The sequence below is a fragment of the Ramlibacter sp. genome (assembly GCF_028292805.1).
GTDB lineage: Bacteria > Pseudomonadota > Gammaproteobacteria > Burkholderiales > Burkholderiaceae_C > Ramlibacter.
Window position 1 is genome coordinate 1 of the sequence record NZ_JAQGLS010000014.1, and the last position, 22,431, is coordinate 22,431.

A 22,431-nucleotide genomic window follows, 5' to 3' on the forward strand; every position below is an offset into this window, starting at 1 on the left:
GCCCGGACGATTTCATCGTGGCGGTGGTCAAGGCCGAGCCGATCACCAACAACGAGGTGCGCTCGCGCCTGCTGCGCTACGAGCAGCAGCTGGCCCAGCAAGGCTCGCCGATGCCGCCGCGCGGCCAGCTGGTGCGCGAAGTGGTCGAGCGGCTGATCAGCGAGCGGGCCCAGCTGCAGGTGGCGCGCGAAGCCAACCTGCGAGTGGACGAGGCCACGGTCGACCAGGCCGAGCTGACCGTGGCGCGGCAAAACCAGGTCGATGTCGCCGAGCTGCGGCGCCGGCTGGCCGCCGACGGCCTGGCGCTGTCACAGTTCCGTGACGATCTGCGCAACCAGATCATGCTGCAGCGGCTGCGCGACCGCGAGCTGGAGTCGCGGGCGAAGGTCAGTGAGCAGGACATTGACGCCTTCCTGCGCGAGCAGCGCGAAGGCAACGCCGATCCCGCCCTGGTTGAGGTCAACCTGGCCCACATCCTGGTGGCGGTGCCGGAGAACGCGACGCCGGCCCAGGTGGCGCCGCTGCAAGCCAAGGCGCAGCAGCTGCTGGCCCGGGCCCGCGCCGGCGACGACTTCACCAAGCTGGCGCGCGAAAACTCCGACGCCCCGGGCGCGGCGGCCAACGGCGGCCAGGTCGGCCTGCGCACGGCCGACCGCTACCCGCCGCTGTTCGTCGAAGCCAGCCGCGGCCTGCCGGTCGGCGGTGTCAGCGACCTGGTGCGCTCGGGCGCCGGCTTCCACATCGTCAAGCTGATCGAAAAGCGCCAGCCCGGCGCCGCCATCAGCGTGACGCAAAACCATGCGCGCCACATCCTGGTGCGGCCCGGCCCGAACGAAACCGAGGCCCAGGCCCGCGCCCGGCTGGCCGGCTACAAGCGGCAGGTGGAGGCCAGGCAGGCCGATTTCGCGGCGTTGGCGCGCGAGCACTCGCAGGACGCCAGCGCCCGCAATGGCGGCGACCTCGGCTGGTCCAGCCCCGGCATGTTCGTGCCGGAGTTCGAGGAGGTGCTGGGCAACCTGACGCCGGGCCAGATCGCCGATCCGGTGACCAGCCGCTTCGGCGTCCACCTGATCCAGCTGGTCGAGCGCCGCCAGAACCAGCTGACCGAACGGGAACAACGCGAGCTGGCGCGCAACATGCTGCGCGAAAAGAAGCTGGACGAAGCCTATGTGAAGTGGGCCGAGGAGGTGCGCGGGCGCGCCTACGTGGAGTTGCGCGAGCCGCCGCAGTGAAGCCCGGTTTCCGGGTGGTTTCTCCGCGCAGCGGCCCGTGGATGGCCCGCAACAACATGCTGGGTCGTCCCTTCTGCCAGGAGGATGCGGCTTTGCCGGTCCTTTGCGCACTGATCGAGCAAGCGAAACCATGAAGCACCAGGCGCGCAAGCGGTTCGGGCAGCATTTCCTGTCCGACGCCGGGATCATCCACACCATCGTGCGCGAGATCGATCCGCACGCCGGTCAGGCCATGGTGGAGATCGGCCCCGGGCTGGCGGCGCTGACGCAGCCCCTGGTGGAGCGGCTCGGCCGGCTGACGGTGATCGAACTGGATCGGGACTTGGCGGCGCGCCTGCGCACCCATGCGCAGCTGGACGTGGTCGAGGCCGACGTGCTGAAGGTCGACTTCACAGCGCTGGCCGCCGAGCGCGGCGTGCCGAAACTGCGCGTGGTCGGCAACCTGCCCTACAACATCTCCAGCCCGATCCTGTTCCACCTGCTGGCCCACGTGGCGGTGGTGGAGGACCAGCACTTCATGCTGCAAAAGGAAGTGGTCGACCGCATGGTGGCCAAGCCGGCGACCTCCGACTACTCGCGGCTGTCGGTGATGCTGCAGTGGCGCTACGCCATGCAAGACGTGCTGTTCGTGCCGCCGACGTCGTTCAACCCGCCGCCGCGGGTGGACAGCGCCGTGGTGCGGATGCTGCCCCACGCCGCGCCGGTGCAGGTTGACGAAGCCTTGTTGTCCGAGCTGGTGCAGGTCGCCTTCAGCCAGCGCCGCAAGATGCTGCGCAACACGCTGGGCAAGTGGCTCCAGGAAAAAGGCTTCACCGGGGAGATGGACCTGCAGCGGCGGGCCGAGGAAGTGCCGGTGGCGGAATACCTGGCGCTGTGCCAGACGGTGCAGGGCCTGTCACCGCCGGCTTGAGCCGGGATCCGGGCGGCGTTCGTTCGGGCGCCGGCCTGGATCGTGGGGCGAGCTTGCGACGACAGAATGAAAAATCCCCGCAACAGCGGGGATTTTTCGTTGGCGGCGCAGCGGTTTAGGCGGCAGCCAGCCAGTAACCTGCATTGAACGGAGAGCTCATGCGCAGCGCCAGGGGCGACACGTCGAGGAGCTTGTCCGTCGGCATCTTTTCTCCTTCGACGATCACCGGCTGTTGCGCGGGTTCGCCTTGGGCCTCATTCGCCCGTTCCACTTGGCCTTGTTGTGCGGAACGGGCTACGGAAAAGAATAGAAGCATCTGAACGGTACCTTGCGGTCCGCCCAGTAGTCCGCGGTGTCCCGGAAGATGTCGAGCAGCTGCTCGCGCGCTTCCTTGTCGAACTTGCCGTTGGCCGGGATGTGCTCCAGCACAACCAGGAAACCGGGCTGCGGGCCCGATTTGTGCAACGGGTCCGTCATGCAGTCGTACAGCGCGTCGAAGTTCTTCCCGAAATTGGACGGGAGGGTGAACTGCTGGGCAATCATGTCCAGCACGTCCTGCTTGCTTTGCGCTGTCGCCAGGTTGGCGTACAGGAAATGGTGGCCCAGGGCGGTCGCGCTTTCCTGCAGGTCCGAGATCCGGAAGGCCCGGATGGACTGCACGATATTGTTGCGCACGCCCTTCAAGGGCGTCTCGGACACGGCTGGGCGAAGGGATGTTTCCATCTTCGCGTCTTTCTCGGTAGTCAAAAACAAGTCCCGCTTCATATGGGATGGTTACTCCACGATCTTTCGAAAGCTGGCGTAGTGGTCAGCAGTGTAAAAACAGGCGTGCGGCGCCCGGGCTGGGCCGCCACACACGATGCGCCGGGCGCCCCGGTCGCGTGATCCTGGCGTTGTCACGGTGTATTCGCGCCAGTAGCCGCGCCTCTCGATCGGGAGCAGCCGCTCCCGGTTGCCGAACACCGAGCCATCCTTGTCGTACGGAAATGGTCCGCCCTGGCGGATCAGCCCGTAGGTTTCCTGGCCCTGGCGCGGCAGTTCGGCGACACGCACCGAAACCGCAGCGCCAGCACCCGAGCCGTCCAGCCAGCCCCTGGCCTGCGCCAGCGGCGTGCCCGTGATCGCAACCGCAAGCAGGCAGCTGGTCAGCGCAAACTTGAATGCCGCAACACGGGCCATGGACGGACCTTCTGGGAGATCTTCTAAGTGGATGCCACGCCGACCCACGGCCGGCGACTTTTGGATACCCGGGTAAACCCGGAAAAAGCAAGGGCGTAGTGTGCAGCATGTCGCCCCAAAAGGCAAGCCGCTGCCCAATTTTTGGGCAGCGAGCAGGGCCATCCCGGCCCTGCACCCCTACACTTAAAGTTAGCGCCAGCTGTCGGGGATTTCCTTAACGGACTGCGTTTGCGTCGGCGACCGTCAGCGCGGCCATGTTGACCAGGCGGCGCACCGTGGTGCTCGGCGTCAGGATGTGCAGCGGCTTGGCGGCGCCCAGCAGCACCGGGCCGATGGCGATGTTGCCGCCGGCCGCGGTTTTCAGCAGGTTGTAGGAAATGTTGGCAGCGTCGATGTTGGGCAGCACCAGCAGGTTGGCGTCGCCCGACAGGGCGCTGTGCGGCATGATCATGGCGCGGGCATGGCCGTCCAGGGCGACGTCGCCGTGCATCTCGCCGTCCACTTCCAGCCAGGGCGCCTGGATCCGCAGCAAATCCAGGGTCTGGCGCATCTTGATGGCGCTGGGCTGATTGCTGCTGCCGAAGTTGGAATGGCTCAGCAGCGCGGCCTTGGGCTTGAGGCCAAAGCGCAGCATTTCCTCGGCCGCCATCAGCGTGATCTCGGCCAGCTGTTCGGCCGTCGGGTCGTAGTTGACGTGCGTGTCGACCAGGAACACCTGCCGGTTCGGCAGCAGCAGGCCGTTCATGCAGGCGTAGGTGTTGGCGCCCGGCTTCTTGCCGATCACCTGGTCGATGTAGTGCAGGTGCAGCGCGGTGGTGCCCCAGGTGCCGCAGATCATGCCGTCGACCTGCTCCTTGTGCAGCAGCATCGCGCCGATCAGCGTCAGGCGCCGGCGCATCTCGATCTTGGCCATCTGCGCCGTCACGCCCTTGCGCTCGGTCATCCGGTGGTAGGTCTGCCAGAAGTCGCGGTAGCGGTCGTCCTGTTCGACGTTGACGATGTCGTAGTCGCGGCCCTCGGTCAGGCGCAGCCCGAACTTTTCCACCCGCTGGGCGATGATCGCCGGCCGGCCGATCAGCGTCGGCCGCGCCACGCCCTCGTCCACCACGATCTGCGCGGCGCGCAGCACGCGCTCTTCCTCGCCCTCGCAGAAAGCCACCTTCTTGCGTGTGGCCGCCTTGGCGGCGGTGAAGATCGGCTTCATGGTGGTGCCGGACGCGTAGACGAAGCTTTGCAGCTTCTCGCGGTAGGCATCCATGTCCTTGATGGGGCGCGAGGCCACCCCGCTGTCGGCGGCAGCCTGGGCCACGGCCGGCGCGATCTTCATCATCAGCCGTGGATCGAACGGCTTGGGGATCAGGTACTCGGGGCCGAACGACAGCTGCTGGCCGGCATAGGCGGCGGCCACCACTTCGCTCTGTTCCGCCTGCGCCAGTTCGGCGATCGCGTACACCGCCGCGATCTCCATCTCCGCCGTGATGGTGGTGGCGCCGGAGTCCAGCGCGCCGCGGAAGATGTACGGGAAGCACAGGACGTTGTTGACCTGGTTGGGGTAGTCGGTGCGGCCGGTGGCCATGATGCAGTCCGGGCGCGCCGCCTTGGCATCCTCGGGGTCGATCTCGGGGTTCGGGTTGGCCAGCGCCAGGATCAGCGGGTTCGCCGCCATCTTCCTGACCATGTCCGGCTTGAGCACGCCGCCGGCCGACAGGCCCAGGAACACGTCTGCGTCCTGGATCACCTCGGTCAACGTGCGCGCGGACGTCTCCTGGGCGAACTGGATCTTGTCCTCGTCCATCAGTTCGGTGCGGCCTTTGTAGACCACGCCGGCCAGGTCGGTCACGAAGATGTTCTCGCGCGGGATGCCCAGCTTGAGCAGCAGGCCCAGGCAGGCCAGCGCGGCGGCGCCGGCGCCGGAGGTGACCAGCTTGATCTTCGTCATGTCCTTGCCGACCACCTTCAGGCCGTTCAGGATGGCCGCGCCGACCGTGATGGCGGTGCCGTGCTGGTCGTCGTGGAAGACCGGGATCTTCATGCGCTCGCGCAGCTTGCGCTCGACGTAGAAGCAGTCGGGCGCCTTGATGTCTTCCAGGTTGATGCCGCCGAAGGTGGGTTCCAGCGAGGCGATGATGTCGACCAGCTTGTCCAGGTCGTGCTTTTCGTTGATCTCCAGGTCGAAGACGTCGATGCCGGCGAACTTCTTGAACAGGACGCCCTTGCCTTCCATCACCGGCTTGGCGGCCAGCGGGCCGATGTCGCCCAGCCCCAGCACCGCGGTGCCGTTGGTGACCACCGCCACCAGGTTGCCACGGCTGGTGTAGCGAAAGGCAGCCGCCGGGTCTTTGACGATTTCTTCGCAGGGGGCGGCAACGCCGGGCGAGTAGGCCAGCGCCAGGTCGTGCTGGTTGACCAGCTGCTTGGTGGCGGCGATGGCGATCTTGCCCGGGGTGGGGAGCTCGTGGTACTCCAGGGCGGCGCGGCGCAGTTCGGCGCGCTTGTCGTCGGATGCCGGGGTGGGAATGGGCATGGGCAGTGGGTCTCCTGGACGCCAGCAACGCGCCCGCTTGTTCTTGGTGGGCGCGATTGTAGGCCGCGCCGGGAAAACCCTAGTACGTATCTCTGCGTGCCAAGGGCAAAGGTGAAGTCTGCGTTTTCGATGCGGATCAAGGGCGCATCAGGCGGCGATCGCCCGGCGCCGCAAGGCGGCAAGCCGATCCACCTTGGCGGCCAGATCCGGGCTGGCTGCCGCGCCGGCGAGCCCGTGGGCGCCGCGTACCGGGTCATGCAGGCCGTCCGGTGCAGGGTCGGCGGCCAGCACGCCCGACCAGGCGTCCTGCAGGCGGCCCAGCCGCTCGGGCAGCAAGGCGCGGTGGTCGGCGCGCTGCTGGGCGAGGAAGTCTTCGAGGAAAGGGGGCCCGGACACGCCGGCTGCATCGATGGCCACGCAGGCCCGGACAGTTTTACGGCCCCGTGCCGACGCAAGTGGGGCGTTGCTACGGCTGCAGCAGCAGAGCATGTACAACGAAGAAATGGACGGACTCACCTCGAAGGGGAGGACGCATTGCGAAGCAGCGCCACCGCCCTGTCGGCGGCGGAACTCGAATTGCTGACCCGGTCGGTCCTGCGCTCAGCCTCGGCCAGCAGCGGGCCGCCTTGCCGCCCGCTGCTGCCCACGTGGCGGCTTCCAGGTGCTGGGCAGCCCGCGCCGGCACCCGCCTTTCGCACTGTGGATCATCATGCTGGCCGGCGAATCCACCCGCGAGGCGGTGCTCAAGGGCCTGTGCGGCGGCGCCGACGGCTACATCACCAAGCCGTCCGAGCCGGACGCGCTGATGGCCCCTGTCCGCACCGTCCCGGCTTGTCGAACCGGGCGCGCGCCCGCGCTGACCGCGCCGGCTGCCGATGCGCATTGCGCATGTGGCCGCCAGCAAAAGGCATTGGCGCTGCCGGCCGGGGCGTTCTAAAGTGCGCACGCCGCAGGAGAACGAACAACATGGCAGCCACCCCCGAAGCCCAGCGCGCCGAGCGCATCCAGGCCATCCTCGCGCTGGCCGCCCGCCGCGGCCAGCCGCAACCGCCTGAACTGGCGGCCTTCGCCAGCGAGTACCTGCGCCGCGTCGACCTCGACGACCTGATCGAACGCAGCCCGCAAGACCTGCTGGGCGCCTTGCTTTCGCATTGGCAACTGGGTGCCCAACGCGCGCCCGGCAGCGCCAGGGTGCGCGTGTTCAGCCCCTCGACCGGCGAGGACGGCTGGGTCTCGCGCCACAGCGTGGTGCAGGTGGTCAACGACGACATGCCATTCCTGGTCGATTCGATCTCGATGGAGATCGGCCGCCAGGGCCTGGCGCTGCACCTGCTGGTGCATCCGGTGTTCGCGGTGCAACGCGATGCCCAGGGCCGGCTGCAGGCGATCGGCCCGCGCAGCGAGGCGCCCGAGGCGCCGCGCGAATCGTGGATGACCATCGAGGTCGACCGGATGGTGGATGCCGGCCAGCGGGCCGCGCTGGCCGCCGGCATCGAGCGCGTGCTGGCCGACGTGCGGGCGGCGGTGACCGACTGGAAGCCCATGCTGGCGCGGCTGCAGGAAGCGGTCGCTGCCCTGGCGCAGGCGCCGGCCACCCTGCCGCCGCAGGAGGTGGCCGAGAGCCGTTCCTTTCTGCAATGGCTGGCCGATGACCACTTCACGTTGCTCGGCTACCGCCGCCACGACCTGGTGACCGAAGCCGGCGAGGCCAGCCTGCGGCTGGTGGCCGGCAGCGGCCTGGGTGTGCTGCGCGAAAGCGGCGCCGAGCCGGCCTCGGCCAGCTTCGCGGCGCTGCCGGCGGCGGCGCGGACGCTGGCGCGGGCCCCATTGCCGTTGCTGGTGATCACCAAGGCCAACATGCGCTCCACGGTGCATCGCGACGGTTATACCGACTACATCGGCGTCAAGCGCCACGACGCTCGGGGCGAAGTGGTGGGCGAGGACCGCTTCATCGGCCTGTTCACCTCCACCGCCTATGCCGCGCGCGTCGCCGAGACGCCGCTGCTGCGACGCAAGGTGGAGGCGGTGGCGCAGCGGGCCGGGCTGGCCCCCGGCGGGCACCTGGCCAAGGCGCTGCAGCACACGCTGGAAACCTATCCGCGCGACGACCTGTTCCAGATTCCCGAGGAGGACCTGTACCAGACCGCGCTGGGCGTGCTGGCGCTGGGCGAGCGGGCGCGCCTGCGCCTGTTCATGTGGCGCGACCCGTTCAGCCGCTTCGTCTCGTGCCTGGTGTTCGTGCCGCGCGAAAGCTATTCGACCGAGCTGCGGATGAAGTTCCAGCGCATCCTGCTGCAGGCGCTGGGCGGCATCCACGTCGACTTCGACGCGCTGCTGTCCGGGACCAAGCTGGCCCGGATCCACTTCATGGTGCGGCTGGCGCCCGACCATCCCGCCGACGTCGACCGCAAGGAGCTGGAGCGCCGCCTCGTCGCGGCCGCGCGCCGCTGGGAGGACGAGTTGCGCGACGCGCTGGTCGACAGCGAGGGCGAGGCCGGCGGGCTGGCGCTGGAGCGCCGCTGGGGCCACGCCTTCCCGGCCTCGTACCGCGAACGGGTGCCGGCCCGCGCCGCCGTCCACGACATCCGCAAGATGCACGGGCTGGCGCCGGCGGCGCCGCTGGCACTGGCCTTGTACTGGCCGCTGGGCGCGGCCGACGGTCGCCTGGGGCTGAAGGTCTACCGGCTCGGGGCGCCGGTGGTGCTGTCGGACAGCCTGCCGATGCTGGAGCACATGGGCGTGCGCGTGCTGGCCGAGTACAACCACCGCATCGCCGGTGCAAGTGAAGCCGAGGCCGACGCGGTGTACCTGCACGACTTCGAGCTGGACGCCCAGGCCGCGCCGCAAGTCGAGCCGGAGGCCATGGCGGGCCTGTTCGAGGAGGCCTTCGCGCGCGTGTTCCGCGGCGAGGTGGAAAGCGACGACTTCAACCGGCTGGTGCTGCTGGCCGGCCTGGCCGCCGACGAGATCGTGGTGCTGCGCGGCTATGCCAAGTACCTCAAGCAGATCGGCTTCGCGCAGTCGCAGGCGACCATCTCCGCCACGCTGGCGGCGCACCCGCGCATCGCGCACATGCTGGTGCGGCTGTTCCGGCTGCGCTTTGATCCCGCGCTGTGCGGCGGGCAGGGCGAGGCGGCGCAGGTGAATGCGCTGGCGCTGGCCCTGGACAAGGTCGGCAACCTGACCGAAGACCTGGTGCTGCGCCAGCTGCAGGCGCTGGTGCTGGCCACGCTGCGGACCAACTTCTGGCGCACCGGGGTCGGCCACAGCGGGGCCGACGGCCCGCGCCGCGGCTTCCTGAGCTTCAAGCTCGATTCGGCGAAGGTGCCGGGGCTGCCGAAACCGGTGCCGCTGTACGAGATCTTCGTCTACTCGCCGCGCTTCGAAGGCATCCACCTGCGCGGCGGCAAGGTGGCCCGCGGCGGGCTGCGCTGGTCGGACCGGCCGGACGACTTCCGCACCGAGGTGCTGGGGCTGGTCAAGGCGCAGATGGTCAAGAACACGGTGATCGTGCCGGTCGGCTCCAAGGGCGGCTTCGTGCTGAAAAAGGCGCCGCCGGCCAGCGACCGCGAAGCCTTCATGAAGGAAGGCATCGCCTGTTACCAGGACTACCTGCGCGGCCTGCTGGACCTGACCGACAACCTGGTGGCCGGCCAGCCGGTGCCGCCGCCGCAGGTGGTGCGCCACGACGGCGACGACAGCTACCTGGTGGTGGCCGCCGACAAGGGCACGGCCAGCTTCTCGGACCACGCCAACGCGGTCAGCGCCGAGTACGGCCACTGGCTGGGCGACGCCTTCGCCTCGGGCGGCAGCCAGGGCTACGATCACAAGGGCATGGGCATCACGGCGCGCGGCGCCTGGATCAGCGTGCGGCGGCATTTCCGCGAGATGGGCATCAACACCCAGGCCACCGATTTCACGGTGGCCGGCATCGGCGACATGTCGGGCGACGTGTTCGGCAACGGCATGCTGCTGTCGCCGCACATCCGGCTGGTGGCGGCCTTCGACCACCGCCACGTGTTCCTCGACCCGACGCCCGATGCGGCTGCCTCGCACCCCGAGCGCGAGCGGCTGTTCCGGCTGCCGCGCTCGTCCTGGGCCGACTACGACACGGCCCTGATCTCCGAAGGCGGCGGGGTTTGGTCACGGGCGGAGAAATCGATTCCGCTGTCGCCGCAGGTGCGCGCCGTGCTCGGCGTCGACGCCGCCGCGATGACGCCGGCGGAGCTGGTCAGCGCCATCCTGAAGGCGCCGGTGGACCTGCTGTACAACGGCGGAATCGGCACTTACGTGAAAGCCGCCGGCGAAAGCCACGCCCAGGTCGGCGACCGCGCCAACGATGCCGTGCGCATAGCCGGCGCCCAGCTGCGCTGCAAGGTGGTGGGCGAAGGCGGCAACCTGGGCTTCACCCAGCGCGGGCGCATCGAAGCGGCGCTGGCCGGCGTGCGCATCTACACCGACGCCATCGACAACTCCGCCGGCGTCGACACCTCCGACCACGAGGTCAACATCAAGATCCTGCTGAACCTGGCGGTGGCGGACGGCGAGATGACGCTCAAGCAACGCAACGCGATGCTGCCGCTGATGACAGACGACGTGGCGGCCCTGGTGCTGCGCGACAACTACTTCCAGACGCAGGCGCTGTCGATCGGCGGGCGGCTGGCCCCGCGCCAGCTGGACGAGCAGGCGCGCTTCATGCGCCACCTGGAAAAGCAGGGCGCGCTGGACCGCGCCATCGAGTTTTTGCCCAGCGAGGAGGAGATCGCCGAGCGCCGGACGCGCGGCCTGGGCCTGACCAGCCCCGAGCAGGCGGTGCTGCTGGCGTACAGCAAGATGTGGCTGAACGACGAACTGATCGGCTCCGACCTGCCGCAGGACGCGTGGGTGGCGCTGGCGCTGGAGCGCTACTTTCCGCCGCTGCTCAAGGACAAGTTCGGCGGTGTCATCCCGCGCCATCCGCTCAAGCGCGAGATCATCGTCACACACGTATTGAACAGCATGGTGAACCGGGTCGGCCCGACCTTCGTGCACCGGCTGGGCGAGATCACCGGCACCCTGCCGGCGCAGATCGTGCGTGCCTACCTGGGCAGCCGCGAGGTGTTCGGGCTGGTGGCGCAGTGGCAGCAGATCGAGGCGCTGGACGACGTCGTGCCCGACGCGGTGCAGGCCGAGATGGTGCTGGCGCTGCGCGCGCTGGTGACGCGCGCCACCACCTGGTTCCTGCGCTCGCGGCGTCTGGCCGAGCCGACCGAGCAGCAGGTCGCCCGCTTCGCGCCCGCCGTGCAGGCGTTGCGCGCGCGGCAGCTGGCCCAGGCCACGGAAAGCCCGCGCGCCGCCAACTGGATCCAGGCTGGCGTGCCGCAGGCGCTGGCGCTGCAAGTGGACGGCGCCGAGGCGCTGTTCAACGCGCTGGACATCGCCGAGATCGCCGAGTCGTCCAGGCTGGCGCTGGAGCAGACGGCGCAGGTGCACGCCGGCGTCGGCCAGCGGCTGGGGCTGGAGGGCATGCGCCAGCAGATCGAGCTGCTGCCGGCCGAGAGCTACTGGCATGGCCTGGCCAAGCTGGCGCTGGGGGACGACGTGGCGGACCTGCAGCGCTCCATTGCGCTGGAAGCCATCACGCGCCAGCAAGGCGACCCACCGGCCATCCTGGACCACTGGGAACAGGGCAACAAGCAGGCGCTGGAGCGGGCGCAGCGGCTGCTGGCGGAGCTGAAGGAAACGCCGATGGGCGACCTGGCAATGCTGTCGGTGGCATTGCGGGAATTGCGCAACCTGGTCTAGTCCCGTGTCATTGCGGGATGACAGCGGATCACCCCTTCACGCACACCACCTGCTTCAAGGTGTGCACCACCTCCACCAGGTCCTGCTGCGCCGCCATCACGGCCGCGATGTCCTTGTAGGCCGCTGGCGTCTCGTCGATCACGGCCTTGTCCTTTCGGCACTCGACGCCCTCGGTGGCGGCGCGGTGGTCGGCCAGGGTGAAGTGGCGCCTGGCGTCGCCGCGGCTCATGGTGCGGCCGGCGCCGTGCGAGCAGGAGTTGAAGCTGTCGGGGTTGCCCTTGCCGCGCACGATGAAGCTGCGCGCACCCATGCTGCCCGGGACGATGCCCAGCTCGCCGGCCCTGGCGCTCACGGCGCCCTTGCGGGTGACGTAGACGTCCTGGCCGAAGTGGGTTTCCTTTTGCACGTAGTTGTGGTGGCAGTTGACGGCCTCGGTGTGCACCTGGAAGTTCTTGGGGATCACCGCCTTGGCAGCCTCGATCACGCGCTGCATCATCACCTCGCGGTTGGCCTTGGCGAACTTCTGGGCCCAGCCGACGGCGCGCACGTAGTCGCCGAAGTGGCGCGAGCCCTCTTCGAAGTAAGCCAGGTCGCCGTCCGGCAGGTGCACGTCGTGGCGCATCGCATCCTGCTTGGCCAGCGCGATGAACATGGTGCCGATCGCGTTGCCGACGCCGCGCGAGCCCGAGTGCAGCATGAACCAGACGCCGCCCTCTTCGTCCAGGCAGACCTCGACGAAGTGATTGCCGCCGCCCAGCGTGCCCAGGTGGTTGTGGCTGTTGGTCCTGGCCAGCTTCGGGTGGTCGCGGCAGATCTGCCGGAACTCGGGTTCCAGCTGCTTCCAGGCGCTGTCGACCGCGGCCGGCGTCTTCTGCCAGGCGCCGGGATCCCGCTTGCCCGCCACCCGCCCGTGCGGCACCGCGCGCTCGATGGCGGCGCGCAGGAAAGCGAGGTTGTCCGGCAGGTCGCCGGCCCGCAGCGTGGTCTTGCAGGCGATCATCCCGCAGCCGATGTCGACGCCGACGGCCGCCGGGATGATGGCCTTGAAGGTGGGGATCACCGAGCCGACGGCGGCGCCGATGCCGAAATGGACGTCGGGCATGGCCGCGATGTGCTTGAAGACGATGGGCAACCGGGCCGCATTGGCCAGCTGCTGCCTGGCCGCGTCTTCGACCGGGACGCCGCGCGTCCACATCTTGACCGGCACGCCGCCGGGCACGTCTTGCTGAAGGTAGGTTTGGGGCATCGGCGGGGTGGGACTGGCGCCGTGCCGAATGGTTCCGGCGCGGCCCCTGGCTGAGCCGTGGGCGCCACTCCCTCGCCCAAAAGCGGGAATACGCACGGGCCTGCTGGACCGGAGTGCTCGACCGTGGTGGAATGGCGGGCTATCCGTTACATCTTGCAGCAGTTGCGGGGACGGAACAAGAACAACCATGGCCATTCACGACTTCTCCACCGCCGGCAGCACCATCGACGGCTTCGATCCGGACTTCGACACCCTGGTTTTCCCCGCAGACCTGCCCGCGGCGCACCTGTTGCTGGCCCAGACCGCCACCGGCGTGGCGCTGACCCACACCGGCAAGAGTGTGACCCTGGCCGGCATTGACCTGGCCGACCTGGGCGGCGACCAGCTGGTGTTCTCGGACGGCTCCATGTTGGTTCGCGCAAGCGGCGTGGGCGGCGTGGGCGCCGACCTGCTGCTTGGCGGCGCCGGGACCGACTCCATGGTCGGCGGCGCCGGCGACGACATCTACATCGTCGACGCGACAACCGACCTCGTCGAGGAAGCGGAGGCCAGCGGCGGCGACACCGTCCGCGCCAGCGTCGGCCACACCCTGACCGCCCACGTGGAGAACCTCGTGCTGACCGGTACTGGGGCGCTGGACGGGACCGGCAACGACCTGGACAACGACATCGTCGGCAACAGCGCCGCCAACGTCCTGTCCGGCGCCGCCGGCGCCGACGTCATGACCGGCGGCGACGGCAACGACACCTACCACGTGGACGACGCGGGAGACCTGGTGCGTGAAGTGTCGGCTACTGGCGGCGTCGACAAGGTGATCGCCGGCGTCGACTACGTGCTGGGCGCCCACCAGGAGAGCCTCACACTGGTCGGAACCGCCACTGGCGGAACCGGCAACGAACTGGCCAACATGATCGGGGGCAACGACGAGACCAACCACCTGTCGGGCGCCGACGGCGACGACACGCTGGAAGGCGATGCGGGGGACGACAGCCTCGACGGCGGCGCCGGCAACGACAGCCTGGACGGCGGCCTCGGCCGCGACACCATGGTGGGCGGGGCCGGTGACGACAGCTACGTGGTCGACGACGAATCGGACTTCGTCGAGGAAGCGTCGGCCAGCGGCGGCGACACCGTCCGCGCCAGCGTCAGCCACACCCTGTCCGCCAACGTGGAAAACCTGGTCCTGACGGGCGCCGCGAACATCGACGCGAGCGGCAACGAGCTCGACAACCTGATCACCGGCAACAGCGCCGCCAACGTGATCCGGGGTGGCGGCGGCAACGACATCATGCGCGGTGGTGACGGCAACGACAGCTATCACGCCGTCGAGGATGGCGACACGGTCGAGGAGTCGTCGGCCACCGGCGGCACGGACACCGTCATCTCCGGCCGCACCTTCGTGCTCGGCGCCAACCTCGAGAACCTCACCCTCGCCGGCGCCGCCGCGATCAACGGAACCGGCAACAGCCTGGCCAACCTCATCGTGGGCAACGGCGTTGCCAACCTGCTGGTGGGCGCGCAGGGCAACGACACGATGGAAGGCGGCGCCGGCAACGACACGCTGCAGGGCGACGCGGGCCGCGACAGGCTGGTGGGCGACCTGGGCGATGACAGCTACATCGTCGACGCCACGACCGACGTCGTGGTCGAAGCCCAGGGCGAGGGAGCGGACACCGTCACTTCCAGCGCCACCTTCGTGCTGGGCGCGCACATCGAACACCTGGTGCTGGTCGGCACCGGGTCCATCAACGGCACCGGCAACGCGCTGGCCAACCAGCTCACCGGCAACAGCGGCGCCAACCTGCTCGATGGTGGGATCGGCAGCGACACCATGACGGGGGGCGACGGCAACGACACCTACCACGTGGACGTGGCCGGGGATTCGATCGTCGAGACCAATGCGACGTCGGCCGGCACGGACACGGTCGTGGCCGGCCTGACCGGCGTGACCGGCTACACGCTGGCGGCCAACCTGGAAAACCTGACTCTGGCCGGCACGATGCTGGCCGGCACCGGCAACGCGGCCAACAACTCGCTCCAGGGCAGCGAACTCGCCAACACGCTCAAAGGCCTGGACGGCAACGACACGCTGGACGGTGGCGCGGGCGCGGACACGATGGAGGGCGGAGCGGGCAACGACATTTATGTCGTCGACGCGACGGGCGACGTGATCGTCGAGGCTGCCAATGGCGGCACCGACACGGTTTCGGCCAACATCAGCTACCGGCTGGGCGCGACCCTGGAGAACCTGACGCTCACCGGCACGGCGGCGGTGAACGCCACCGGCAACTCGCTGGCCAACGTCCTGACGGGCAACAGCGGCTCCAACATCCTGCAGGGTGGGGCCGGCAGCGACACCATGACGGGCGGGGACGGCAACGACACCTACTACGTCGAAGTGGGCGGCGACCAGGTCGTCGAAACCGACTCGGCCTCGGGCGGCGTGGACAGGGTGGTGTCCTCCATCAACTACATCCTGGGCAGCCACATGGAGAGCCTGACGCTCACGGCCAGCGCGGCGATCGGCACCGGCAACACCCTGGCGAACAAGCTCGTCGGCAATGCGCTGGCCAACCTGCTCAAGGGCGAAGCCGGCAACGACACGCTCGATGGCGGTGCGGGCGCGGACACCCTCAAAGGCGGCGCGGGCGACGACACCTACATCACCGGCGCCGGAGACAGCGTGACCGAAGATGCCGACGCCGGCATCGACACGGTCGAATCGAGCGTCAGCCTGGCCCTGGGCGCCAACCTGGAGAATCTGACGCTCACAGGCAGCGACGAGAGCAACGGCACCGGCAACGCGCTGGCGAACGTGCTCAGGGGCAATGGGGCCAGGAACATCCTGACCGGCCGGGCGGGCGACGACACGTATTTCGTCGGCGCCCTGGATGTCGTCGTTGAAGCGGCGGACGGCGGCGCCGACACCGTGGTGTCCGGCCTGGCGAGCTATACCTTGGGCGAGCACCTGGAGAACCTGACGCTGCAGGGCGGTGCGCTGGCGGGCACCGGCAACGCACTGGCCAACGTGCTCAGGGGCAATGCCCTGGCCAACACCCTGGCCGGAGGTGAGGGCAACGACACGTACTTCGTCGACGGCGCCGACACGATCGTCGAGCTGGCTGCCGGCGGCATCGACACTGTCGTGACCACCGTGAGCTACGACCTGGGCGCCGGCAGCCAGCTGGAAAACCTGACGCTCAGCGGCACCACGGCGCTGGATGCGACCGGCAACGAACACGCCAACCTGATCATCGGCAACAGCGCTGCCAGCGTGATCCGGGGCGGGGCCGGCAGCGACACGATGGAGGGTGGCGACGGCAACGACACCTACCACGTCGACGATGTCGGTGACCTGGTGACCGAGTCCGCAGCGGCGACCGGCGGGGTGGACCTGGTGCTGTCCAGCCTCGCCGGCTACACCTTGCTGGCCCACACCGAGAACCTGACGCTGGTCGGCGGCGCGCTGGCCGGCATCGGCAACGAGCTGGCCAACAAGATCGCCGGCAACGCGCACGACAACGCGCTGACGGGCGACGGCGGCAACGACACTCTGGACGGAGGCGCGGGTGCCGATGCCATGGACGGCGGGGCGGGCGACGACACCTACATCGTCGACGCCGATGGCGACAGCATCACGGAGCTGGCCGGCGGCGGCATCGACACCATCGAGTCTTCGATCGACGATGTCCTGGAAGACCACCAGGAACACCTGAAGCTCACCGGCGCTGGGCTGGCCGGCACCGGCAACGAACTGGCCAACGCGATCACGGGCAATGCCGGCGCCAACACGCTGGTCGGAAACGACGGCAACGACACCCTCGACGGCGGCCTCGGCGCCGACACCATGACCGGCGGCGCGGGCAACGACACCTATGTCGTCGACACCGCAAGCGACATCCTGGTGGAGCTGGCCGACGGCGGCACCGACACCGTGATGGCCGGCCTCGACTTCATCCTGCAGGACGCATGGGAGAACCTGGTGCTCACCGGCGCGGGGGCGTTCTCGGGCACCGGCAACGACCACGCCAACGCGATCACCGGCAACGGCGGCGCCAATGCCCTGTCGGGCGGCGGCGGCCACGACACCCTCGACGGCGGCGCCGGCATCGACACCCTGGTCGGCGCCGCCGGCGACGACACCTACGTCGTCGACGTGGCTGGCGACGTCGTCACCGAAACAGCCGGCGGCGGCGTCGACACGGTGCAGTCGCTCGTCACGCGCACCCTGGGCACCCACCTGGAGAACCTCACGCTGATCGGCTCGGCCGCCGCGGACGGCACCGGCAACGCGGTGGACAACGTGCTGCGCGGCAACAGCGGCGCCAATCTGCTGCGCGGCCTGGGCGGCAACGACACGATGGTCGGCCTCGAAGGCAACGACACCTACCACCTCGAGGACGATGGCGATTCGATGGTGGAAGAAGTCTCCGGCGGCACGGACACGGTGATCGCCAGCTTCAGCCACACGCTGGCCGCCAACTTCGAGAACCTGAGGCTGGCGGCCGGCTTCGCCGCGGCGGTCGACGGCAGCGGCAACACGGCGGCCAACGAGATCAAGGGCAATGCGCTGGCCAACCTGCTGATCGGGCATGGGGGCGACGACACCCTCGACGGCGGCGCCGGCGTGGACACGCTGGACGGCGGCTTGGGCCACGACACCTATGTCCTGGACGTCGCGGGCGACCGCATCATCGGCGAGGTTGCCGATGTCGTCCAGGCCGATCCCGCGAACAACGTCATTTCCAACGACACCGTGGTCGCCGCCTTCAGCCATGTGCTGGGCGAGCACCTCGAGAACCTGGCGCTGACCGGCAACGACACGCTGGCGGGAACCGGCAACGAGCTGGCCAACGCGATCACCGGCAACGGCGCCGCCAACGTCCTGAAGGGCCTCGTCGGCAACGACACCCTGGACGGCGGCGCGGGCGTGGACCTGCTGGTGGGCAGCGTGGGTGACGACACCTACATCGTCGACGCCACCGGCGACATGGTCAACGAGCAGGCCGGCGAAGGCACTGACACGGTGTTGTCCTCCGCGACGACCTTCACCCTCGGCCGCGAGCTGGAACACCTGACGCTGACCGGCAGCGCCGCCATCAACGGCACCGGCAACACCCAGAACAACAGGATGGTTGGCAACACCGGGGCGAACGTCATCGACGGCGGCGCGGGCGCCGACACCATGGAAGGCGGCACCGGCAACGACACCTACACCGTCGACCATGCGGGCGACGTCGTCACGGAATCGCCCCTCACCAACGGCGGCAGCGACCGCATCAACGCCAGCGTCAGCTTCGTTCTCGGCGGCTTCATCGAAAGCCTGACGCTCACCGGCGTCGCCAACATCGACGGCACCGGCAACAGCCTCAACAACCAAATCTTCGGCAACGCCGGCAACAACCGGCTGGTGGGCGGTGGCGGCAGCGACATGCTGTTCGGCGGCAACGGCAACGACGGCTACACCGCCGACGGAAACGACCAGATCTTCGAAGGCGCCGGCACCGGCTCCGGCGTGGACTCGGTCCGCATGGATGCGAGCAGCTACGGCCTGGGCAGCAACCTCGAAAACCTGGAGTTCATCACCACCGCCGCGGTGCAGGGCGCCGGCAACGAACTGGCCAACCGGATCCAGGGCGCCGCTTTCGGCGACTTCCTGGACGGACGCGCCGGCGCGGACGTGGTCTACGGCATGGCCGGCGACGACACCATCTTCGGCGGCGCCGACAAAGACAGACTGTTGGGCGGCGCGGGCAAGGATCACCTGGGCGGGGGCACCGGCGACGACGTGGTGTACGGCGAGGCGGCCGACGATGCGCTGTTCGGCGGCAGCGGCGCCGACACGCTGTACGGCGGCGACGGCAACGACTTGATGTTCGCCGACGGCGACGGCCTCGCGACCGGCAACACCCTCGACACGGCGGCCACCACCAACCTGCTCTACGGCGGCGCCGGCAACGACCAGCTCTCGGGCAACCTCGGCATCGACAAGCTGCACGGCGAAGCTGGCGACGACAAGATGGCGGCCGGGGCCGGCAACGACTTGCTCTCCGGCGGCGACGGCGCCGACTACATGGCCGGTGGCGCGGGCAACGACAACCTGGCTGGCGGGGCGGGCAAAGACACGCTGGACGGCGGCACCGGCAACGACACCATGTCAGGCAGCCTGGGCGACGACACCTACTACGTCGATAGCAGGACCGACGTGGTCATCGAATACCGCTCGTCCACTGGCGGCAAGGACCTGGTGGCCGCCAGCATCAGCTACCTGCTCGGGGACTACGTCGAGGACCTGGTGTTGCTCGGCACGGGGGCCCTGGCCGCCACCGGCAACGCGCTGGCCAACCGCCTGTTCGGCAACGACGGCAACAACGTCCTGGACGGCGGCATCGGCGCCGACACCCTGGTCGGCGGCAAAGGCAACGACACCTACCGCGTGGACAACGTCAAGGACGCGATCGGCGAGGCGGCCGGGGGCGGCATCGACACGGTGATCGCCAGCACCAGCTTCGGGCTCGGTGCCTTCCTGGACAACCTGACGCTCACCGGCACCGGCGCCTTCACCGCGGCCGGCAACACGCTGGCGAACACGATTCGCGGCAACTCGGGCGGCAACGCGCTGGTCGGCGGTGGCGGCAAGGACACGCTGCTCGGCGGCCTGGGCAAGGACACGTACTACGTGGACAGCGACGACGTCATCATCGAGACGCGCTCGGCGGATGTCGACCTGGTGGTCGCTACCGGCAGCCGCACCCTGGGCGACTACCAGGAGAACCTGATGTTCCAGGGCGCGCGGGCGTACAAGGGCGTGGGCAATGCGCTGGCCAACGTCATGCTGGGTGGCACGGGCGGCGACGTGCTGGAAGGCGGCAAAGGCGGCGACCAGCTGCTGGGGCAGGCCGGCAACGACGCGCTGCACGGCGGCGACGGCAACGATCGCCTGGTCGGCGGGCTGGGCAAGGACATGCTGACCGGCGGCGCCGGCAACGACTTTTTCTCGTTCCTGACGGCGGCCGACAGCAGCCGCGCCAACTTCGACGTGATCACCGATTTCCAGCGGGGCAAGGACAGGATCGACGTCTCGCAGCTGGACGCCAACGCGGCGACCGCCAGCATCGACGACTTCACCTTCCTGGGCGAGGGCGCCTTCAGCCGGACCAACGCCGCGGGCCAGATCCGCATCGGTTACGACGCGGCCACCGGCACGTTGATGGTCTACGCCAGCACCGACGCCGACGCCACGGCGGAATTCGCGGTGCAGGTCAGGGGCGTGACGACCTTGAGCGGCAGCGACTTCATCGGCTGAGAAGGGGCTGGCGTCGGGCCGCGGCGGCGCGCTTTGCGGCCCGCCGCTGGCCCAGCCGCTCCCACGCCTTTTCGTGGAAGAAGAAGGCGAACGCCTGCACGGTCGGCTCCACCAGGCTCAGCGTCAAGGCCATCCACAGGCTGCCGGTGACGGCGTAGCCGACCAGCCAGGCCACCGTGATGTGCATCACGTAGTAGCTGCCGGTTTTCTTGAGGGTTGTGAGGTTGGCGCGAGCAAAGTTGGCCATGGTTTTCTCCTTCGATGTAGCCATGGTAACGAGAATCACTCTCATTCGCCAATTGGTTTTGGCTAGCCGATTGATAGCTGCAGGCGCTGACGGTAGACGGCACGCGGCGCCGGACCAGCGCTGCCGTATCATGCCCGGGACCACAGGAGGGAGCGGGACCATGGGCCTGATGAACTTCATCAAAAAGCAGTTCATTGACGTCATTCAATGGACCGAGGAGGGCCAAGGCACGCTGGCCTGGCGCTTTCCGATGGCCGGCACGGAAATCCAGTACGGCGCCTGGCTCACGGTGCGCGAGTCGCAGATGGCGGTGTTCGTCAACGAAGGCAAGATCGCCGACGTGTTCGGGCCCGGCATCTACAAGCTGACAAGGCAGACCATTCCCGTCCTGACCTACCTGAAGAACTGGGACAAGCTGTTGGAGTCCCCGTTCAAGAGCGACGTCTATTTCTTCAGCACCCGCCAGCAGGTCGACCAGCGCTGGGGCACGCCGCAGCCGATCACCATCCGCGACAAGGACTTCGGCGCGGTGCGACTGCGCGCCTTCGGCAACCACAGCTACCGCATTGCCGACCCGCGCGCCTTCCACACCAAGATCTCCGGCACCCGCGAGGCCTACATGGCCAGCGAGCTCGACGGGCAGCTGCGCGGGCTGATCCTGCAGCACATCTCGGACGCCATCGCCCAGAGCGGCCTGCCGTTCCTGGACCTGGCGGCCAACCAGATCGAGTTCGCCAACGCGCTGCAAAGGGAACTGGACCCGGCGTTCGAGGCCATCGGCCTGTCGCTGGACATGATGACGGTGCACGACGTCTCGCTGCCCGAGGAGCTGCAGAAGATCCTCGACCAGCGCATCGGCATCGGCATGGGCATGGGCGGCGCCGGCGCCGCGGTGGGGCTGGGCGCCGGCGTCGCCATGGGCCAGGTGCTGGGGCAGAACCTGCAGCAGAGGCTGCAGGGCGGCGCGGCTGCACCCGCCGCTGCCACCGCCGCCGTCCGGCCCGAAGAGGTGATGGCGACGCTGGAAAAGCTCGGCGAGCTCAAGGCCAAGGGCGTCCTCACGCAGGAAGAGTTCGACGCCAAGAAGGCGGAACTGCTCAAGAAGCTGGTTTAGCCGCCCTTGGCGACCCAATGCTCTTGCCGCGCGCGCCCTGCCCCGGCTGCGGCGCGCCGGTGAATTGCGCAGCGCGCAGCCCAGCTTCGCCGTCTGCGCCGTTCGCGATGGTGGAACTGCGCAACGCCGACAACGAGGTGCTCTCGATCGACTACGGCAGCACGCCGCCGCAGCTGGCCCGCGGCCCGACGAGCGCGGCCACGTTTCGTTCAACCGCGACTACGCCAAGGGCGAGCAGCTGCTGGCGATGGAGGAAACGCCGGGCGAACGCACCTGGTCGGTCGGGGGCAAGATCGCCAGCGACGCGGTGGCCTTCGGCCTGCAGGACAGGAAGGACCTGTTGGAGCGCAGCGGCGCCGGCCGCACCACGGGCGGCGGGGGGCCGGCTGCGACTGCCTCACGCCGGTCATCGTCCGGTCGTGATCCTGCTGCTGCTGGCACTGCTGCGCGCCTGCGAGGATGACGACCGGCGCAGCCGCGGCGGCACCGGCTCCACCGCCGGCACCCGGGCGGGCGGCGGCGGCTTCGGCGGCATGTCGCACAATTGAAGTACCTGCAAGGAGTCATCATGGAGATTGAGTGGTTGCGACCTGGAGCCTTCTTCGGCTCCATCCTGCCGCCGCTGTTCGGTTTCCCGCGCGACATGGCGCGGGTGCCGGCGCAGGTGGAGCGCCTGGCCGACCAGGCGCTCGTGACCACCTGCGAGCGCGAATGGGGCAAGGTGCAACCCTGATCACGCGACGCGGCGCCTTGCTGGCCGCGACGGCCATGCTGGCCGGCTGCGAACGGCCCTTGCCCATCACCGGCGGCTTCGTCGCGGGCGCCGGCGCCGAGCTGGGGCACCGGTTGCGCGGCGCGTCGGACTTCCCGCACGCGGCCACGTCGCGCC

Annotated in this window: 15 protein-coding genes; 8 read left to right on the plus strand and 7 right to left on the minus strand. The window is 69.0% G+C overall.

Annotated features, from left to right (window positions below; all coding sequences use genetic code 11):
- Nucleotides 1–1,232: peptidylprolyl isomerase (locus JWP65_RS00660; RefSeq protein WP_299759359.1), on the plus strand; the 1,232-nt coding region annotated here is incomplete at its 5' end.
- 130 nt (nucleotides 1,233–1,362) lie between these two features.
- On the plus strand, nucleotides 1,363–2,142 hold the full coding sequence (rsmA, locus tag JWP65_RS00665) for a 16S rRNA (adenine(1518)-N(6)/adenine(1519)-N(6))-dimethyltransferase RsmA (RefSeq protein WP_299759361.1): 780 nt from the start codon (nucleotides 1,363–1,365) through the stop codon (nucleotides 2,140–2,142).
- Between the two features lie 115 nt (nucleotides 2,143–2,257).
- Here rsmA and JWP65_RS00670 read toward each other — a convergent pair whose 3' ends face one another.
- The 5 genes from JWP65_RS00670 to JWP65_RS00690 all read right to left on the minus strand — a co-directional run bounded on the left by JWP65_RS00670 (nucleotide 2,258) and on the right by JWP65_RS00690 (nucleotide 6,262).
- Complete coding sequence (locus tag JWP65_RS00670) at nucleotides 2,258–2,458, minus strand: hypothetical protein (RefSeq protein WP_299759363.1); 201 nt, start codon at nucleotides 2,456–2,458, stop codon at nucleotides 2,258–2,260.
- The gene (locus tag JWP65_RS00675) at nucleotides 2,437–2,865 is read right to left on the minus strand and encodes a barstar family protein (RefSeq protein ID WP_299759365.1); all 429 of its coding nucleotides are present in this window, start codon (nucleotides 2,863–2,865) and stop codon (nucleotides 2,437–2,439) included. Before JWP65_RS00675 ends, JWP65_RS00670 begins: the two co-directional genes overlap by 22 nt.
- 51 nt (nucleotides 2,866–2,916) lie before the next feature.
- Entirely contained in the window at nucleotides 2,917–3,321 is a 405-nt protein-coding gene (locus JWP65_RS00680; RefSeq protein WP_299759367.1) for a ribonuclease, read from the minus strand.
- 214 nt (nucleotides 3,322–3,535) lie between these two features.
- Nucleotides 3,536–5,845, minus strand: a complete 2,310-nt coding sequence (locus tag JWP65_RS00685) for an NADP-dependent malic enzyme (protein ID WP_299759369.1) — start codon at nucleotides 5,843–5,845, stop codon at nucleotides 3,536–3,538.
- 147 nt (nucleotides 5,846–5,992) lie between these two features.
- Complete coding sequence (locus JWP65_RS00690) at nucleotides 5,993–6,262, minus strand: hypothetical protein (protein ID WP_299759371.1); 270 nt, start codon at nucleotides 6,260–6,262, stop codon at nucleotides 5,993–5,995.
- A 292-nt stretch (nucleotides 6,263–6,554) separates the two neighbouring features.
- On the opposite strand from JWP65_RS00690, the gene JWP65_RS00695 reads away from it, so the two are divergent.
- Both JWP65_RS00695 and JWP65_RS00700 read left to right on the plus strand, forming a co-directional pair.
- Nucleotides 6,555–6,782, plus strand: coding sequence for a hypothetical protein (locus JWP65_RS00695; protein WP_299759373.1), 228 nt, complete (start codon nucleotides 6,555–6,557; stop codon nucleotides 6,780–6,782).
- 29 nt (nucleotides 6,783–6,811) lie between these two features.
- Nucleotides 6,812–11,629: an NAD-glutamate dehydrogenase gene (locus JWP65_RS00700; RefSeq protein ID WP_299759375.1), complete on the plus strand. Its 4,818-nt coding sequence runs from the start codon at nucleotides 6,812–6,814 to the stop codon at nucleotides 11,627–11,629.
- A gap of 28 nt (nucleotides 11,630–11,657) precedes the next feature.
- Here the strand turns inward: JWP65_RS00700 and JWP65_RS00705 are convergent, their stop codons facing one another.
- Nucleotides 11,658–12,875 carry an RtcB family protein gene (locus tag JWP65_RS00705; protein WP_299759377.1) on the minus strand — a complete coding sequence of 406 codons (1,218 nt, stop codon included), beginning with the start codon at nucleotides 12,873–12,875 and terminating at the stop codon, nucleotides 11,658–11,660.
- A 187-nt stretch (nucleotides 12,876–13,062) separates the two neighbouring features.
- Between JWP65_RS00705 and JWP65_RS00710 the strand changes: the two genes are divergently transcribed.
- Nucleotides 13,063–20,181, plus strand: a complete 7,119-nt coding sequence (locus tag JWP65_RS00710; protein WP_299759379.1) for a M10 family metallopeptidase C-terminal domain-containing protein — start codon at nucleotides 13,063–13,065, stop codon at nucleotides 20,179–20,181.
- On the opposite strand, the gene JWP65_RS00715 is transcribed toward JWP65_RS00710, so the two are convergent.
- Nucleotides 20,171–20,428, minus strand: coding sequence for a DUF2061 domain-containing protein (locus JWP65_RS00715; RefSeq protein ID WP_299759381.1), 258 nt, complete (start codon nucleotides 20,426–20,428; stop codon nucleotides 20,171–20,173). The genes JWP65_RS00710 and JWP65_RS00715 overlap by 11 nt on opposite strands.
- Nucleotides 20,429–20,588: 160 nt before the next feature.
- On the opposite strand from JWP65_RS00715, the gene JWP65_RS00720 reads away from it, so the two are divergent.
- From JWP65_RS00720 to JWP65_RS00730, 3 genes are all read left to right on the plus strand, one after another.
- On the plus strand, nucleotides 20,589–21,542 hold the full coding sequence (locus JWP65_RS00720; RefSeq protein ID WP_299759383.1) for an SPFH domain-containing protein: 954 nt from the start codon (nucleotides 20,589–20,591) through the stop codon (nucleotides 21,540–21,542).
- Between the two features lie 419 nt (nucleotides 21,543–21,961).
- Complete coding sequence (locus tag JWP65_RS00725) at nucleotides 21,962–22,090, plus strand: hypothetical protein (RefSeq protein ID WP_299759385.1); 129 nt, start codon at nucleotides 21,962–21,964, stop codon at nucleotides 22,088–22,090.
- A gap of 20 nt (nucleotides 22,091–22,110) precedes the next feature.
- Nucleotides 22,111–22,275: a hypothetical protein gene (locus JWP65_RS00730; protein ID WP_299759387.1), complete on the plus strand. Its 165-nt coding sequence runs from the start codon at nucleotides 22,111–22,113 to the stop codon at nucleotides 22,273–22,275.
- Nucleotides 22,276–22,431: the final 156 nt, after the last annotated feature.

What these genes read in the sequence shown, in the direction of transcription:
- rsmA (WP_299759361.1), top strand. Translation starts at nt 1,363, where the DNA reads ATGAAGCACCAGGCGCGCAAGCGGTTCGGGCAGCATTTCCTGTCCGAC.
- JWP65_RS00670 (WP_299759363.1), bottom strand. Translation starts at nt 2,458, where the DNA reads ATGCTTCTATTCTTTTCCGTAGCCCGTTCCGCACAACAAGGCCAAGTG.
- JWP65_RS00675 (WP_299759365.1), bottom strand. Translation starts at nt 2,865, where the DNA reads ATGGAAACATCCCTTCGCCCAGCCGTGTCCGAGACGCCCTTGAAGGGC.
- JWP65_RS00680 (WP_299759367.1), bottom strand. Translation starts at nt 3,321, where the DNA reads ATGGCCCGTGTTGCGGCATTCAAGTTTGCGCTGACCAGCTGCCTGCTT.
- JWP65_RS00685 (WP_299759369.1), bottom strand. Translation starts at nt 5,845, where the DNA reads ATGCCCATTCCCACCCCGGCATCCGACGACAAGCGCGCCGAACTGCGC.
- JWP65_RS00695 (WP_299759373.1), top strand. Translation starts at nt 6,555, where the DNA reads ATGCTGGCCGGCGAATCCACCCGCGAGGCGGTGCTCAAGGGCCTGTGC.
- JWP65_RS00700 (WP_299759375.1), top strand. Translation starts at nt 6,812, where the DNA reads ATGGCAGCCACCCCCGAAGCCCAGCGCGCCGAGCGCATCCAGGCCATC.
- JWP65_RS00705 (WP_299759377.1), bottom strand. Translation starts at nt 12,875, where the DNA reads ATGCCCCAAACCTACCTTCAGCAAGACGTGCCCGGCGGCGTGCCGGTC.
- JWP65_RS00710 (WP_299759379.1), top strand. Translation starts at nt 13,063, where the DNA reads ATGGCCATTCACGACTTCTCCACCGCCGGCAGCACCATCGACGGCTTC.
- JWP65_RS00715 (WP_299759381.1), bottom strand. Translation starts at nt 20,428, where the DNA reads ATGGCCAACTTTGCTCGCGCCAACCTCACAACCCTCAAGAAAACCGGC.
- JWP65_RS00720 (WP_299759383.1), top strand. Translation starts at nt 20,589, where the DNA reads ATGGGCCTGATGAACTTCATCAAAAAGCAGTTCATTGACGTCATTCAA.
- JWP65_RS00730 (WP_299759387.1), top strand. Translation starts at nt 22,111, where the DNA reads ATGGAGATTGAGTGGTTGCGACCTGGAGCCTTCTTCGGCTCCATCCTG.